The following is a 15,603-nucleotide window of genomic DNA, read 5'->3' as shown; positions in this document are numbered from 1 at the left end:
CCAACATCCCCGTCTTCACCACCAACCGCGGCGGCCAACTCACCTACCACGCCCCCGGCCAACTGGTCGGCTACCTCATCGCCCGCCTCCAACCCGGCGAAGGCGTCGTAGACCTCATCCGCGACGTCGAACACCGAATAGTCGCAGTCCTTTCCGAACTCGGCATCCCCGCCGAACGCCGCGAAACCCCACCCGGCTCCGAACTCCTCACCGGGGTCTGGACCCGAGACACCGGCCGCAAAATCACCTCCATCGGCATGCGAGTAGGCCGCAACGTCTCCACCCACGGCTTCGCCCTCAACGTCACCGGCGACCTAACCCCCTGGAAACTCGCCATCGCCTGCGGCCTACCCGACGTCGACATGACCTCGGTCGAAAGGGAACTAGGCGACGAGAAGGCCCCGACGATGCGGCAGGTGGTGGCTGCCGTCGCCGAGGCCTTCGAGGCGACCGAGCCCGCTCAGTGAGCGAGAGCCGGTGCGCCGGTGGATGATTCGAGGACAGCGCGTCGGCTGGGGAGGAACAGGGAGACGACCGCGCCGACCGCGACGATGGCGGCGCCGACCTTGACCGCCGGGATGAGGCCGTCGACGTAGGCCTCGGGGCTCAGATACGAGCCGTGGGAGGCGAAGACCGAGGCCAGGACCGCAACGCCCATGGCGACACCGACCTCGCGGATGGTGTTGTTGGCGCCCGAGGCCATGCCCTGATCGGCGGGAGCCGCGCTGGCCATGACGGCGGTGGCGGTGGGCGCGAAGGTCAGGCCCATGCCGATGCCACCCAGGACGAACGGCGCGATGAAGGAGCCGTAGGAGACATCCACGCTCGTGATCAGCGCCATCCACAGCAGCGCCACCGACAGGAACACCTGACCGACGGCGATCAGCGGCCGCACGCCCACTCGATCGATGACGAGGCCGGCCAGCGGCGCGACGACCATCGGGGCCAGGGTCCACGGCAGCGTCCGAATGCCCGACGCGAGCGGCGAATAGCCTTGCACCACCTGGAAGTACTGGGCCAGCAGGAAGATCGAGCCGAACACGCCCACGGAGAACGTGAACAGCACGGTGTTGACGGCGCTGAAGCTCCGCGACCGGAACAGCCGCAGCGGCAGCATCGGCTCGGCATTGCGGCTCTCCCACACGACGAAGGCCGCCAGCAGCACCGCGCCGCCGATCAATCCGGTCAGCACCTTGGTCGAGGTCCAGCCGTCATCGGCGCCGTGAATGACACCCCACACCACCGCGAACACGCCACCCGCCGACAGCAGCAGCCCGACCGGATCCAGTTTCTTCGCGCCACCGAAGGATTCGTTCAGCACCCGGGCCGCGAGCGGCACGGCGAGAATCCCGATCGGCACATTCAGCCAGAAGATCCACTGCCAACTCAGCCCGTCGACGACCGCACCGCCGACCACGGGACCGAGCGCCACACCGAGCCCGGAGATCCCACCCCAGATACCGATGGCAGCGCTGCGCATCTTCTCGGGCACCGCCGCCGACAACAGCGTCAGCGACAGCGGCATAACCGCCGCCCCGCCGAATCCCTGCACCGCGCGGGCGGCGATCAGCATCCACGGTTCGGTGGCCAAGGCGCAGGCCGCCGAGGCCAGCGTGAACAGCGCGATTCCGATCACGAACAGGCGTCGCCGCCCCAGCCGGTCGCCGAGCGCGGACGCGGTGAGCAGCAGCGAAGCGAAGGACAAGGTGTAGGCGTTCACGAACCACTGCAGGTCGGTGAGCGAGGCGTGCAGTTCGGTGCGGATGACCGGCAACGCGTTGGTGACCACGAGATTGTCCAGCGTGACCATGAACATCGGGATGCCCACGGCCGCCAGGATCGCACCGAGCGGACGCCGCTTCGGCGCGGACTCGCCTGCGCGAGAGGAAGTTTCGAGTACTTCAGTCATGACCAATCCCTTGTTGTAATCGACTGATAACTAGAGAGTATGCATCGACTGATAACATGTCAATGGCAGCTAGGATTCCCCGACGACGCCGGAATCTTCACGACGAGGAGGCTCGACAGCCATGACCAGGACCCGGATGACGGCCACCGAGCGCAGCGCCGAGGTACTCGCGGCCGCGACCTCCGCGTTCGCCGAATCGGGTTACGCCGCAACGAAAACCGATGAGATCGCGCGGCGCGCCGGGGTGTCGCAGCCGTATGTGATCCGGTTGTTCGGCACCAAGCAGCAGCTGTTCCTGGCCGTACTGGACCAGGTGTGTGATCGCATCGAGGAAATCTTCCGCACCGGGGCCACCCAGGCCGAGCCCGACGCCTCCCCGAAGGATCGCCTCGACGCCCTCGGTGAGCACTTCGGCGAGCACTTCCTCACCGAACGCGATCTATCCAGGGTCTTCCTGCAGGGCATCGCGGCGGCGAACGAACCGGCCATCGGCGCGAACATCCGCACACACTTCGGACGGCTGTACAACCTCGCCAAGGAGCTCACCGGCGCCACACCCACAGAGGTCCGGCGCTTCTTCGCCACCGGCATGCTGCTCATCGACCTGACCGCGCTGCAGGTCACCGAAGACTTCGACGATGCCCCGCCGTGGGCCACCGAGATCCTCGGCAGCCTCGGCGAGGACGGCGTCTAACCCCGCACCGGCTCCGGGGCGTCCGGTTCGGCGTCGGCCTCGATGATCTCCTCGGTCGGCTCGGGCAGCTTGCGCGCCAGCACCTCACCGCGGAAGAACGGCGGCATGACGCGCGCCAGCGTCAGGTAGATCGGAATGCCGATCAGCAGCGTGCCCACGCCCAGCACGAACACCGCGCTGAACCACGAGGTGACCGCCGTCCAGCCCGCCGCGAACAGCAGCGCCAGCCCGCCCAGCGTCGGCAGGATGCCCTTGATCACGAGTGTCCTTGGGTTACCGGCGAATTCGTGCCGGTAGAGCCAGGCGCAGCTGAGTCCGGTGAGCCCGTAGTACAGGCCGATGGAGATGCCGATGGCCGTCACGGCCTCGGCGATCAGGCGGCCGCCCGAGGCGAAGTTCAGCGCCACGTACAGTGCCACCGAGACCCCGCCGAACACCCAGGTCGAGAACACCGGCGTGCGGAAGCGCGGATCGATCCGCCCGAACGCGGCGGGCAGCGCGTGATGCAGCGCCATCGAATAGGTGGTGCGCGCGGTCGGCAGAATCGTGGTCTGGGTGGAGGCGGCCGCCGAGGTCAGCACCATGCCGAACAGCAGGTACACCGCCGCGGTCCCGATCCAGCTGTCGCCGAACACGGCTCGGCCCAGCGCGCCCAGCACATCGTCGACGTGATCCGGATTGGCCAGCCCCAGCCCGTCGGTGCCGACGCCCGCGTACGCCTGCGCGGCCACGGTCACCAGCAGGTACAGCGCGACCAGGGTGATGGTCGACAGCACCGCGGACCGCCCGGGCGTATGCCGCGGATCCACGGTCTCCTGGTTCACCGACACCGCCGAGTCCCAGCCCCAGTAGATGAACACCATCAGCAGCAGCGCGGTCACGAAGTCCGAGAAGGACCCGATGGCGAAGGGGTTGAACCACTCCCAGCTCGGCATCCCGGACCCGTCGGGCCCGTGCCCCAGCATCACCCGGGTCAGCGCGACCGCCGAGAACACCACGAGCATCCCGAATTCCACGCTCAGCAGCACCGATTGCAGCCGCGCCGACACATCGATGCCGCGCACCGCGACGAGTGTCATGACGATCAGATAGAGGATGCCCAGCCCCAGCACCCACAGGCTGGTCCCGTCCGACCCGATCCCGTGCGCCCCGAACAGATGGAAGGTGTACTGCGAACTGATCTGCGCCAGGCTCGCCATCACCAGCAGATCCGACACCACGATGGCCCATCCGGCCATCCACCCGGTGAACGGCCCGAACGCCCGCGTCGCCCACACGAAGGTGGTCCCCGGATCCGGTTCCACCTCATTGAGATCCCGATACCCGATTGCCACCAGCAGCATCGGCACGAAGGCCAGCACAACGATGATCGGCGATTGCGCCCCGACGGCCACCACGACCAATCCGAGCGTGGCGGTAATGCTGTACGCCGGCCCCGCCGACGCCACCCCGATCACCACACTGGAGACCAGGGACAGCGCACCGGACCGCAGAGTGCTGGGCGAAGTCACGTCTCGAAAGAATACGGGCAAATCCCCAGCACACCGAATCGGGGCGGACGGCTCACTTCGTGTTCTGGACGCGCGAGCTCGAGTAGAGGCAAATCGCCGCGGCGGCAGCGAGATTCAGGCTCTCGGCACGACCGTGGATGGGGATGCGAACGCGATGGGTGGCGCGCTGAGCCACGGCCTTGTCCAGGCCGTGCGCCTCGTTGCCGAACAGCCACGCGACCGGGCCGCGCAGAATCTCGTCGGCGTCGTCGAGATCGACCTCGCCCCTGGCCGTGGTGGCCAGGATCGCGATGCCCGCCGCCTCGAGCGCGTCGAGGGTCGTATCGATATCGCGGGAGCGGGCGACGGGGACGTGGAAAAGGCTTCCGGCGCAGGCGCGTACGCATTTGCCGTTGTGCGGATCGACCGAATCACCGGCCAGCACGACACCGTCCGCGCCGACGGCGTCGGCGACTCGAATCAGGGTGCCCGCGTTGCCCGGATCGGCGATCTCGACCGGGACGGCCAGCATGCGCGGCGAGGCGTCGAGCACCTCCCGCAGCGGCACATCCACCTGACGGCACACGGCGACCAGTCCGGGCGGAGTCACGGTCTCCCCCAGCATCTCCGCGGCGCGGTCACTGACCAGCGTGGTGCGCACCCGCTGGGCGGCGGCGCTCGCCACCAGCTCGTGCTCGCGCTCGGCGGCCCGGTTGGAGAAGAACAGCTCCTCGATCCGGCCCGTATCCAGGGCCGCGGCAACCGAATTCGCGCCCTCGGCCAGGAACAGCCCGGTCTTGCGGCGCATCGGGCCGCGATGCAGCTTGACAGCCGAAACGACCCGCGAATTGCGCTCGGAGAGCGCTTCCGCGGGTCGTTTCGAATCGTGTGTCGTCACGCAGGCCGAATCAGGCGGCCGGGGCGTTGACGTCGGCCGGCAGGGCGGCCTTGGCGGCGGCGACCAGCTGGGCGAAGGCCTCGGCGTCGGAGACGGCGAGCTCGGCCAGGATCTTGCGGTCCACCTCGATGCCGGCGGCCTTGAGGCCCTGCATGAAGCGGTTGTAGGTCATGTCGTTCAGACGCGCGGCGGCGTTGATACGAGTGATCCACAGCTGACGGAAGTCACCCTTCCGCGCCCGGCGGTCCCGGTAGGCGTAGGTGAGCGAGTGCAGCTGCTGTTCCTTGGCCTTGCGGTACAGGCGCGACCGCTGACCGCGGTAGCCCTTGGAGGCCTCGAGAACGGAACGGCGCTTCTTCTGAGCGTTGACGGCCCTTTTGACGCGTGCCACTTTTCTGTCCTTGTTCGTAAGGGGCGCTGGGTTTCTCGCGGGAGACCCGGATTGATGCGCCCGAGGTAGTCGGTTTATGCGTTCCGCGAACGGATCGCGTGCGGCTGGCTCAGCCCTATTTACTTGGCGAGCAGCTTCTTGACGCGAGCGACGTCCGCCTTCGCGACGACCTCCACGCCGTCCAGACGACGAGTCCGGGTGGTCGGCTTGTGCTCGAGCAGGTGGCGGCGGTTCGCCTGCTGACGCAGCAGCTTGCCGCTGCCCGACACCTTGAATCGCTTCGAGGCGCCGCTGTGGCTCTTCATCTTCGGCATGGATTTCCTCTATCTGTCGTGCCGAAGGCGCGCAGGAACTACACGCCTTCGGAGCTTCTCGTTATTACTGCTGCGGGGTGGCCGGTTCGGCAGCCGGGGCTGCGGTCTCGGCCGGCGCGGCCTCGGCAGCCGGAGCGGCGGGCGCATTGCTGCGCTGCTGCTGCGAGCTGGCGTCGTTCTGCGCCTTCACCCGCGTCTTCGCGCCCTTGTGCGGCGCGAGGACCATGGTCATGTTCCGGCCGTCCTGCTTGGCCGAAGTTTCGACGAACCCGAGATCGGCGACGTCGGCGGCCAGTCGCTGCAGGAGCCGGAAGCCGAGTTCCGGACGCGACTGCTCGCGGCCACGGAACATGATGGTGACCTTGACCTTCGACCCGGCCTCGAGGAAGCGCATCACGTGTCCGCGCTTGGTCGCATAGTCGTGGTCGTCGATCTTCGGCCGGAGCTTCTGCTCCTTGATCACGGTCTGGACCTGGTTCTTCCGGGACTCACGCGCCTTCTGCGCGGTCTCGTACTTGAACTTGCCGTAGTCCATGATCTTGCACACCGGCGGGCGTGCATCCGGGGCGACCTCGACCAGGTCGAGGTCAGCTTCCTGAGCGACGCGTAGTGCATCTTCAACACGCACGATCCCAACCTGCTCGCCACCCGGTCCGATGAGTCGGACCTCGGGAACGCGGATGCGATCGTTGATGCGGGTCTCAGTGCTGATGGGGCCTCCTAGGTCAAGCGGTTCGTCAACGACCGCAAGCAATAACTGCAACCCCAATTTCAACACGAAAGCCCCGCGCTGGTATTTCACCACCACGGGGCCCGAGTCGACCGATCCGCGACGCGAACATGCCGCATCACGCCGCACGCAGGAAAAACCCACGCGCAGAACCCATCAAGTAAATGATGGGCGACCGGACCGTCGAACCTCACTGCGAGAGCGGATTGACGGTGGGAGTCGGGCTCCACTTGATGCCCCGAGTCGATTGCATGAATCAGTCCGGGACGGTCGTCGCGGAAGAGTCTAACACTCATAGCCGTGAGCTCCGAATCGGCGGCCCCCGCGACCAGCGCCGACCCGCTCGATGGGATGCTCTACCCCATGAGCGAGGCAATCATGAACGACGACTCGGCCCTCATCGACGGCGAGGTGGTCCGCGAACTGGCCGACATCCCCGCGGTCGAGGTGATCAGCCGCGCGGCCGTCATGCTGATGAGCTCCGCCGCCGAGAAGCTCGGCCTCGGCGAAGCCGATCCTGCCACCAGCCCCCACCTGGACCTCGACGAGGCCCGCCGCGTCATCACCGCCCTCGCCGGCCTGGTCACCGCCTCCGTCGAATACCTCGGCCCCCACGCCGGCCCCATCCGCGAGGGCCTCCAGTCGTTGCAGCGCGCCTTCCGCGAAGCCTCGGAATACCCCGACGCCCCCGGCGCGGGCCCGGGCGAGAAGTTCACCGGCCCGGTCTACTGATCGACCGCTATCCCGGCGAGCAAGGTCGCGACTACCGCCGCGGGCTCGGGTGCGACGGAAGCAGATCCGGGGAGGAGCACCGAGAGCACCTGGTCGTGGCAGATGCCGACGAGAACCGCGGTGGCCGCGTCGATATCGGCGGTCGCGGCGAGGCGGCCCAAGCGCTGTTCGCCGGTCAGGTAGTCCGACAGGAGGATTCGCCAGTCCGTCTGCTCGCCCGGCAGTTCCGCGAGGCGGGTCAGGACGGCCGGGGCGGACAATAGGGCGGCGAAGACCGGGACGACTGCGCGGTGCAGGGCCAGGCCGGCGGTGAGGTAGGCGCGAAGATTCTCCTCGACCGTGCCCTTCCCCGGGGTGGGCAATTCGCCGAGGGCGCGGTGTGCGGCGTCGACGTGGGAGCGGACCGCGGCGGCCAGTAGTTCGTCCTTGTCCGAGAAGTGGTTGTAGAGGACGCCGTCGGCTACGCCGGCGGCGCGGGCGATGGCGCGGACGGTGAGGCCGGGCGCGCCGTGCTCGGCGATCAGGCGCTGGGCGGTGGTGACGAGGTGGTCGCGGAGGGCGTCGTCGGAGCCGCGCAGCGCCGCTGCCTTTCTCGGGGACATGCTGGTTACGGTAGCGGGGTGGTGGCGGTGACCAGCCAGGCCGCCACGCGGAGGCGGACGCCGTCGGGGGTGGCGTGGGGGGTCAGGGTTTCCGAGACCGCTTGGCGGACTTTGTCGTCGGTGGCGAAACCGGCCAGGGTGCGGTGGTAGTGGACGGGGCCCCAGCCCATGATGAATTCGGTGGCGTCGGGGATGTCACGGCCCCAGATGCCTTCGGCCTCGCGGTATTCGATGGCGATATCGGTGAAACCGGCTGCGGTGAGCAGGGTTCGGATTCGGTCTGGGTCGGAGAACGGGCCTACCGACGGACTGACGACGAAGTTGTCGAGATGGGCTGCGGCAGCGCCGAATACGGCCCCCAGATCGGTGCCGGGCATCGGGGGCATGGCGACGAAGGCGAGGCGGCCGCCGGGGCGCAGGGCCCGGGCGATATTGGCGAAGGCCGCGGTGGGGTCGGCGAAGAACATGATGCCGAAGCGGCTCAGGGCGGCGTCGAAAGCATTGTCGGGGAAGGGATGGATCTGGGCGTCGCCCTGCTCGAAGGAGACGTTGGGGACGGCCTCGGCGGTGGCGAGTTCGCGGGCTCGGGTGAGCATCGGGCCGGAGAGGTCCACTCCCGTCGCAGATCCGGAGGCGCCGGTCGCGGTGCCGGTGCGCCGCGCGGCGGCCCGGGTCAATTGACCGTTGCCACAGCCGATGTCGAGGACATGGTCGCCGGTGGTGACCCGGGCGGCGGTGAGGAGGGGTGCGTTGAAGCCGTGATTGACGGCGTCGTAGCGGTCGAAGTTGCCGGCCCAGTGCTCGCCCTCGTAGCCGTTCCAGGCTTCGGACTGGGCGGTATTCACGATTTCGGTCATGCTCGACTCCTTATGAACAAACGTTCATGAACGTACGTTCATAATGTGCTCGAAGTCGAGGGGCAGTCAAGACCCCCTAGGACACATGGGTTTTGGCTGTCGGTGGGCTGTGCCATGCTTCGGGGCATGGCACGGATACTGCTGGCACCCGGGTTCTGGCTCGGCGCATGGGCGTGGGATGAAGTGGCCGAACACCTTCGGGGGCTCGGGGACGAGGTGACGGCCCTGACGCTGCCGGGGCTGGATCCCGACGACCCGGATCGGCTCTCGGCGACGCTGGAGACCCAGGCGCGGGCGATTGTGGCGGCCGCCGGGGAATCGGCGGTCCTGGTATCCCATTCGGGAGCGGGTGCGGCCGCCTATATGGCGACCGATCTAGCACCCGAGGTCTTTTCGCGCGCCATCTACGCCGACACCGCACCCATGCCGGACGGGTTCGTGCTGAACCCGGCGCTGGGCGACGCGGTCGATTTCCCGCTACCGCAGACCTGGGAAGAGGTCGAGGCGGCCGGGAACAGCCTGGCCGGACTGGACGACGCGCAGCTCGCGCGCTTCCGCGAGCGGGCGGTATCGGTCCCGGCCGGGGTGGCGGGGCGGCCGATCTCCCTGAGCGATTCGGCTGCGCGGCTGAAGGTTCCGACCACGCTCATCTGCACCAGCTATCCCTCGGAGTTGGTCCAGCAGCTACGCGATGCCGGGGAGCCGCCGCTGTTCCGCGAATTGCGCAATATCGATGCCGAATACCTCGACCTGCCGACGGGACACTGGCCCATGTGGTCGAAGCCGATCGAGCTGGCGGACCTGATCCACGAAGCGGCACAGCGCTGACCGCCTGTTAACACTTGCCGCCGCATGGGACATTACCGGGTTGCAGGTTAATCGCCTGCGCTGCTGGAAGATCGAAAACGTTGGCGACACGAACGCGGTGCTGGTTGGATGCCGGAGTATCGCCTCGTTCGGCGCGGACGCGGGCGAACTCCTGCATACTACGACGGGCAGCGGCAAGGCTGTCCTCACTACGAGATCGAAATGGACTTCGGGGGTTGTACATGAATGAAGTGATGTCCCAAGCCAAAAGCACCTCGCGACGCCGCATCCGGCGTGGCGTCCTGCCGCTCGTGATCGCCGCGGCCGCGACCGCCGCCCTGGTGACGGGTTGCTCCTCGTCCTCCACCTCGGACAGCAAGGCCACCACCTCGCAGGCGGCCCCGCCGTCGCAGCTGCCCGACGGCGCGCAGATCGTCGCCGAGTCGGCCAAGACCACCCAGACGCTGCAGTCGGTGCACGTCGTGCTCGACGTCAAGAACCTCCCGACCCTGCCGGTCGAGAGCCTCAAGGGCGACGTCACCAACCAGCCGCAGGGCTCGGGCCAGGCCATCGGTGAGGCCAAGGTCAAGGTCAAGCAGGACGCGGACTTCACCACCACCAAGTTCCTGGTCGTCGACAAGACCCTCTACACCGGCGACGGCAGCAAGTACGCCCCCGTCGGCCCCGCCGAGAAGATCTACGATCCGGGCGTCCTCCTGGACAAGGACCTGGGCCTGGCCAATGTGATCGGCAAGGTGCAGAACGCGAAGGCCGAGGCCCGCGAGAAGATCGACGGCGTGGACACCGTGAAGGTGACCGGCACCATCGACGCCAAGGTCTTCGACCCGATCGTCCCGCAGATCGGTAAGGACGGCGGCAGCTTCCCGATCACCCTGTACATCAAGGATGTGGCTCCCCCGAGCGGCACCGGCACCACCCTGCCGTCCACGGCCGCCTCGCCGGGCACCGGCCCGAACCTGGTGCGCGCCATCGTGACCAAGGACTCCGGCACCGTCACGGTTACCCTGTCCGACTGGGCCAAGCCGGTCCACGTCACCAAGCCGGGTAGCTGAGCACAAAGCTTCACCCTGCCATGTGAGTTCGGAGCCGGTTCGGGGATAACGCAACGGCGGCAACGGCTGTCGTACGCCACCCCGGACCGGCTTTGGCATTTGCGCATCCAGATGCGCGGTGTCGTTGGAACTGAAATGCCCATGAGTACAAAGAATTACAGACCGGTGCCGAGCCGGTTAGTCCGCAGCAACCGCAACTCGAGCGCTACAAGCGATTGTTGAGTGAAATGCAAGCCGCAGGACCGACGATTTGAGTCGAAAGTTCAAACGTCGTCGCTTGCGTGTGGAGGGATGCTATGACGATCGAACGCCCGGAAGCCGACGCGACGATCGAACGCCAAGAACCCGAGGGTGAGTTCCGTCGGCCCCCGCTCGACGGCCCGCCGCCGGTATCGAATGTCTGGGTCTACAACGGCAAAGCCTACGACCTGAGCGACTGGATTTCCAAGCATCCGGGCGGCGAGTTCTTCATCGGCCGGACCAAGAACCGCGATATCACCTCGATTGTCGGTTCGTACCACAAGAATCCGGAAGCCATCGGAAAGATCCTGAAGAAGTACTCGCTGGATCGCGATGCGCTGCCCGAGGACATCCACCCCAAGGCCAATGCGCCGGCCTTCCTGTTCAACGAGGGCTTCGACAGCTGGCGCGACACCCCGAAGTTCAGCTTCGACAACAAGGACGACCTGCTCCACAAGGTGAAGGCGCGGCTCAAGGAACCCGAGCTGGCCGCCCGGATCCGCCGCATGGACACCTATTTCAACATTGTGGTGGCCCTGCTGGCGGTGGCCTACTTCGCGGTGCAGGGGCTGCGCCTGTTCGAGCGCGGCTGGATGCCGTTGCCGGTGTTCGTGATCGCCATGGTGCTGCTGCGCAGCGGCCTGGCCGGTTTCGGGCACTACGCCATTCACCGCGCCCAGAAGGGCATGAACAAGATCTACACGAATGCCTTCGACTTCAATTACGTCGCATTGGCTTTCGTGACCGCGGACGGCCACGCGCTGCTGCACCACCCGCACACCCAGAGTGAAGTCGACATCAAGAAGAACGTCTTCACCATGATGATGCGGATTCCGCGGCTGTACCGGGTGCCGGTGCATACCCTGCACAAGTTCGGCCACACCGTGACCGGCATGCTCATGCGCCTGCTCGATGTCTGCCGCCTCACCCGCAAGGTGGGCATCAAGGACATGTACGGCACCTGGGGCGGGGCATTGCCGCACTTCATCGGATCGTTCGGCGTGCGGTTCCTGCTGCTGGGCGAGCTGATCGTGTTCACCGTGATGGGCGACTTCTGGGCCTGGGCACTGCAATTCGTGCTAACCCTGTGGGTCTCGACCTTCCTGGTGGTGGCCAGCCACGACTTCGAGGTCGAATCCGAGGAGCTCGAGCACAATACCGAGGACTGGGGCGTCGACCAGATCCAGCAGGCCTACGACCTGAAGGTGGTCGGCAACCGCTATGTGGACTGCTTCCTGTCGGCGGGCCTGAGCTCGCATCGGGTGCACCACGTATTGCCGTATCAGCGCAGCGGATTCGCGAACATCGCGACCGAGGACGTGCTCCGCGAGGAGTCCGCCAAGTTCGGTGTCGAGTGGCTGCCGGCGAAGAGCTTCTTCACCGACCGCTTCCCGAAGCAGATCCGCACCTACATTCTCGCGCCGTCCGACGACGCGGTGGAGCGCAAGTGGGGGTTCGTGAAGGAGCACTTCTCGCCGCTTGCATTGAAGACCTGCGCCGTCTACACGGTTCAGGGCTTCACCGGAATCGGAACCGTCTGAACCGATTCCATCGACCGCGGTGCGTTCGACTGGAGTTTTTCTCCAGACATGCGCCGAGCGCACCGCGGAGTCGTCATTTGGAAAATTCGAGGGGAGTATTTCGTGTCTATCACCATTGATGAAGGGGGCGCCCTGCCCAACGCGGCAGCGATTGCCGTGCCCGCCGCGCAGTCCTCGACCCGGTTCGTGGGAGGCGAACCCGGTTACGACTTCGCGCCGGCCCCCTTGCCGCCGACCCCGCCGACCACCGTCGGCGTGATCGAGAGCATCGCGACCGGTTCGCCGAGCCAGATCTTCTCGCAGGCCGACGCCGCCGCCCAGGTGGCCGGGCTGTTCAGTGATCCGGCGCAGCAGGCCCGGATTCCGCGGATCTACCAGAAGACCCGGATCACCACCCGGCATCTGGCGGTCAACCCGATCGATCCCGAATTCCTGTCCTACAGCAAGGAAGTCGGCACCATCCGGGACCGCATGAACACCTTCTACGACCACGCGGTGCCGCTGGCCGTGGAGGTGGCCGGGCGCGCGATCGAGCACCTCGAGGATCCGGCGTCGGAGATCGGGATGCTGGTGTTCGCCACCAGCACCGGCTTCATCGCGCCCGGCGTGGATGTCGCCGTGGTCAAGCAGCTCGGCCTGTCGCCCGCGATCAACCGCGTGATGGTGAACTTCATGGGCTGCGCCGCCGCGATGAACTCCATTCGCGCCGCCGTCGATTTCGTCCGGTCGCACCCGGACAAGAAGGCGCTGGTCATCTGCCTCGAGCTGAGCTCGGTGAACGCCGTGTTCGACGACAACATCAATGACGTCATCATCCACAGCCTCTTCGGCGACGGCTGCGGAGCGGTGGTCATCGGCGCCGGCAACCCGCAGCAGGAGCTACCGGCGGGGTCGGTGGTCATCCGCGACAGCTTCAGCTACCTGTTCGACGACGCGGAGGATGGAATCGTCCTGGGCGTCAACGACAATGGGATCACCTGCGAGCTGTCGGAGAACCTGCCGCAGTACATTCTGCGCGGGGTCGATCCGGTGGTGAGCGGGGTGCTCGAGCGGCACGGCATGACCAAGGCCGAGGTAGATCTGTGGGCGATCCACCCGGGTGGCCCGAAGATCATCGAGGAGTCGGTGCGCTCGCTGGGCATCGGTTCGGAGCGGGCGGCGACCAGCTGGGACGTGCTCGCCGAGTACGGCAACATGCTCAGCGTCTCGCTGATCTTCGTGCTCGAGCAGATGATCGCGCAGCAGGCCGACGAGCCGATCTCGACGGGTGTGGCGTTCTCCTTCGCGCCGGGCGTCACCCTCGAGGGCGTGCTCTTCGACATCATCCGCCCCTGAGACGGGCATCCGTCCTGTTCAAAGGCCAAGCAAAAGGCTCAGCAGTCATGCAACTACTCAGATTCCTCATCTCCATCTCGTGGATGCGGATCGCGGGCGTCATCGCCTCCGGTCTGGTCTGCGGTGCGGCCAATACCTATCTGGTGACATTGATTCGGGGAGTGGTGTCACCGGAACCGCACCCGGCCGTCACCGTGCAGGCCTTCGTGGCGACCGCGCTGATCATCCTGATCAGCGGGGTGATCTCGCAGGTGCTGCTGATCCGGCTGGCTCAGGAAGCGATCTACCGCCTGCGGGCGGACCTGAGCGGCCGCATCGTGTCCGCGCCGCTCGAGCATCTCGAGCGGCTCGGTCAGCACCGCCTGATCGCGACGCTGACCGAGGACGTGCGGTCACTGTCGCAGGCGGTCACGGCCATTCCGAGCATCTGCATCGACCTGGCCACGATCATCGGGTGCTTCATCTTCCTGGCGATCGTGTCCGGTCCGATCTTCGCCACCACGGTGGCGGGCACGCTGCTCGGAATCGCCTGTGTCGAAACGGTTCTCAAGAAGGTGCGGCACCTGTACAAGGAGGCCCGCGAGAACGAGGACGGGCTGATCCGCTCCTTCCAGGAGGTGTCGCTGGGCATCAAGGAGCTCAAGCTGCACCGCGGGCGGCGCGGCGACTTCATGGACAAGCACCTGCTCGGATCCGCCGAGAAGCTGCGCGTCCAGAATGTCGACGCCGGTTCGAAATTCACCTTCGCGCAGGGTTTCGGCCAGCTGCTGCAGCTGGGCACCATGGCCCTGATCCTGTTCGGCCTGGCCCGCGCGCTGGATCTGCCGCAGAACACCATGGTCGGCTATGTCCTGGTCACCACGTTCCTCTCGATGCCCATGCAGAACTTCATGCACCGCATTCCGGATCTGTTGCGGGGTGACGTGGCGCTGGCCAAGATTCGCTCGCTGAATCTGTCCATCCAGACCGCGCACGACGAATCCACGCTGCCCTACACCGAGCGCCCGGCCGCTACCGCAGCGCGGCTGGAGCTCAATGACGTCAGCTACCACTATCTGACCGAGGCGCCGCCGGCGTTCCCGCCCGTTCCGGGTGGCCCGCCGCCCGGCACCGGAGCCCACCCGGGTGGCGGTGCGCGGCCGCACCCGGGTGCGGGTGGTCGGCCCGGGGCGCCGGGTGCGCCGATGGGCGGGCGGCCCGGACCGCATCCGGGTGGCGGCCGTCCCGGCGGCCCGCCGCCCGGCCACGGCCCGCGGCCCGGCGGTGATCGCCCGGATGTCAACGGCCACAGGTTCGTTGACCACGGCGGCCACGATGGACGACCGGTCCCGATGGGCGCGCCCGTGGCCCCGCCCGAGGCGGACGGCTCCGGCTTCAGCCTGGGCCCGCTGGATCTGACCTTCCAGCCCGGCCAGATCACCTTCATCGTGGGCGGCAACGGCAGCGGCAAATCGACGCTGGCCAAACTGATCACGGGACTCTACGTCCCGCAGAACGGCCACCTGTCGCTCAATGGCGAGACGATCGATCACGAGAACATCGAGTGGTTCCGGCAGAACACCTCGGCGGTCTTCACCGACTTCCACCTGTTCGAGGACTACCTCGGCTTCGAGGACGGCATCGACGACGAGGTCCGGAAGTACCTGAAGGAGCTGCAGATCGATCACAAGGTGACCGTGGAGAACGGCCGCCTGTCGACCATCGCCCTGTCGCAGGGGCAGCGAAAGCGGTTGGCGCTGTTGACCGCGCTGCTCGAGGATCGGCCGATCTACATGTTCGACGAGTGGGCCGCCGATCAGGAGCCGAAGTTCCGTGACGTGTTCTACCGGGAGATCCTGGTGAAGCTCAAGGAACGCGGCAAGACGGTCATCGTGATCACCCACGACGACCGGTACTTCGACTGCGCCGACCAGATCGTGAAGCTCGACTTCGGCCGCATCGCCGAGGTGAAGGAGCTCAGCCCGCCGCTGGCGGCCGCGGAGTAAGAACC

The 15,603-nt window shown here is 66.8% G+C and carries 16 protein-coding genes; 8 read left to right on the top strand and 8 right to left on the bottom strand.

What is annotated here, in order from left to right; all coding sequences use genetic code 11:
* Positions 1 to 467, top strand: a 467-nt coding sequence (lipB, locus tag ACAM49_RS09545) for a lipoyl(octanoyl) transferase LipB (RefSeq protein WP_369635089.1), incomplete at its 5' end; no start/stop codon positions are given.
* On the opposite strand, the gene ACAM49_RS09540 is transcribed toward lipB, so the two are convergent.
* The gene (locus ACAM49_RS09540; protein WP_369635088.1) at positions 461 to 1,909 is read right to left on the bottom strand and encodes an MFS transporter; all 1,449 of its coding nucleotides are present in this window, start codon (positions 1,907 to 1,909) and stop codon (positions 461 to 463) included. The genes lipB and ACAM49_RS09540 overlap by 7 nt on opposite strands.
* Positions 1,910 to 2,030: 121 nt before the next feature.
* On the opposite strand from ACAM49_RS09540, the gene ACAM49_RS09535 reads away from it, so the two are divergent.
* Positions 2,031 to 2,603: a TetR/AcrR family transcriptional regulator gene (locus ACAM49_RS09535; protein ID WP_369635087.1), complete on the top strand. Its 573-nt coding sequence runs from the start codon at positions 2,031 to 2,033 to the stop codon at positions 2,601 to 2,603.
* Here the strand turns inward: ACAM49_RS09535 and ACAM49_RS09530 are convergent.
* From ACAM49_RS09530 to infC, 5 genes are all read right to left on the bottom strand, one after another.
* Entirely contained in the window at positions 2,600 to 4,114 is a 1,515-nt protein-coding gene (locus ACAM49_RS09530) for an APC family permease (RefSeq protein ID WP_369635086.1), read from the bottom strand. The genes ACAM49_RS09535 and ACAM49_RS09530 overlap by 4 nt on opposite strands.
* 52 nt (positions 4,115 to 4,166) lie before the next feature.
* Entirely contained in the window at positions 4,167 to 4,991 is an 825-nt protein-coding gene (locus tag ACAM49_RS09525) for a TrmH family RNA methyltransferase (RefSeq protein ID WP_369635085.1), read from the bottom strand.
* Positions 4,992 to 5,001: 10 nt separating this feature from the next.
* Complete coding sequence (gene rplT / locus ACAM49_RS09520; protein ID WP_040807291.1) at positions 5,002 to 5,382, bottom strand: 50S ribosomal protein L20; 381 nt, start codon at positions 5,380 to 5,382, stop codon at positions 5,002 to 5,004.
* Between the two features lie 119 nt (positions 5,383 to 5,501).
* On the bottom strand, positions 5,502 to 5,696 hold the full coding sequence (gene rpmI, locus ACAM49_RS09515; RefSeq protein ID WP_033090982.1) for a 50S ribosomal protein L35: 195 nt from the start codon (positions 5,694 to 5,696) through the stop codon (positions 5,502 to 5,504).
* A 64-nt stretch (positions 5,697 to 5,760) separates the two neighbouring features.
* On the bottom strand, positions 5,761 to 6,459 hold the full coding sequence (gene infC / locus ACAM49_RS09510) for a translation initiation factor IF-3 (RefSeq protein WP_369635094.1): 699 nt from the start codon (positions 6,457 to 6,459) through the stop codon (positions 5,761 to 5,763).
* A gap of 345 nt (positions 6,460 to 6,804) precedes the next feature.
* Here infC and ACAM49_RS09505 point away from each other — a divergent pair, with 345 nt between their 5' ends.
* Positions 6,805 to 7,158, top strand: a complete 354-nt coding sequence (locus ACAM49_RS09505; protein WP_369635093.1) for a DUF1844 domain-containing protein — start codon at positions 6,805 to 6,807, stop codon at positions 7,156 to 7,158.
* On the opposite strand, the gene ACAM49_RS09500 is transcribed toward ACAM49_RS09505, so the two are convergent.
* Together ACAM49_RS09500 and ACAM49_RS09495 are read right to left on the bottom strand one after the other, a co-directional pair.
* A complete protein-coding gene (locus tag ACAM49_RS09500) occupies positions 7,152 to 7,760 on the bottom strand; it encodes a TetR/AcrR family transcriptional regulator (protein WP_369635084.1) in 609 nt (202 codons plus the stop codon). The two genes, ACAM49_RS09505 and ACAM49_RS09500, sit on opposite strands and share 7 nt — an antisense overlap.
* A gap of 5 nt (positions 7,761 to 7,765) precedes the next feature.
* On the bottom strand, positions 7,766 to 8,617 hold the full coding sequence (locus tag ACAM49_RS09495; RefSeq protein ID WP_369635083.1) for a class I SAM-dependent methyltransferase: 852 nt from the start codon (positions 8,615 to 8,617) through the stop codon (positions 7,766 to 7,768).
* Positions 8,618 to 8,743: 126 nt separating this feature from the next.
* Between ACAM49_RS09495 and ACAM49_RS09490 the strand changes: the two genes are divergently transcribed.
* The 5 genes from ACAM49_RS09490 to ACAM49_RS09470 all read left to right on the top strand — a co-directional run bounded on the left by ACAM49_RS09490 (position 8,744) and on the right by ACAM49_RS09470 (position 15,598).
* Complete coding sequence (locus ACAM49_RS09490; RefSeq protein ID WP_369635082.1) at positions 8,744 to 9,445, top strand: alpha/beta fold hydrolase; 702 nt, start codon at positions 8,744 to 8,746, stop codon at positions 9,443 to 9,445.
* Between the two features lie 221 nt (positions 9,446 to 9,666).
* A complete protein-coding gene (locus tag ACAM49_RS09485; protein ID WP_369635081.1) occupies positions 9,667 to 10,497 on the top strand; it encodes an LppX_LprAFG lipoprotein in 831 nt (276 codons plus the stop codon).
* Positions 10,498 to 10,793: 296 nt separating this feature from the next.
* Positions 10,794 to 12,278, top strand: coding sequence for a fatty acid desaturase (locus ACAM49_RS09480; RefSeq protein WP_369635080.1), 1,485 nt, complete (start codon positions 10,794 to 10,796; stop codon positions 12,276 to 12,278).
* Positions 12,279 to 12,464: 186 nt separating this feature from the next.
* The gene (locus ACAM49_RS09475) at positions 12,465 to 13,613 is read left to right on the top strand and encodes a type III polyketide synthase (RefSeq protein WP_369635092.1); all 1,149 of its coding nucleotides are present in this window, start codon (positions 12,465 to 12,467) and stop codon (positions 13,611 to 13,613) included.
* Positions 13,614 to 13,660: 47 nt separating this feature from the next.
* Complete coding sequence (locus tag ACAM49_RS09470; protein ID WP_369635079.1) at positions 13,661 to 15,598, top strand: ATP-binding cassette domain-containing protein; 1,938 nt, start codon at positions 13,661 to 13,663, stop codon at positions 15,596 to 15,598.
* The last annotated feature ends 5 nt before the right edge of the window (positions 15,599 to 15,603 follow it).

The organism is Nocardia sp. JMUB6875, assembly GCF_041154655.1.
Taxonomy (GTDB): domain Bacteria; phylum Actinomycetota; class Actinomycetes; order Mycobacteriales; family Mycobacteriaceae; genus Nocardia.
This window is presented reverse-complemented; position numbering and strand designations above follow the sequence as displayed.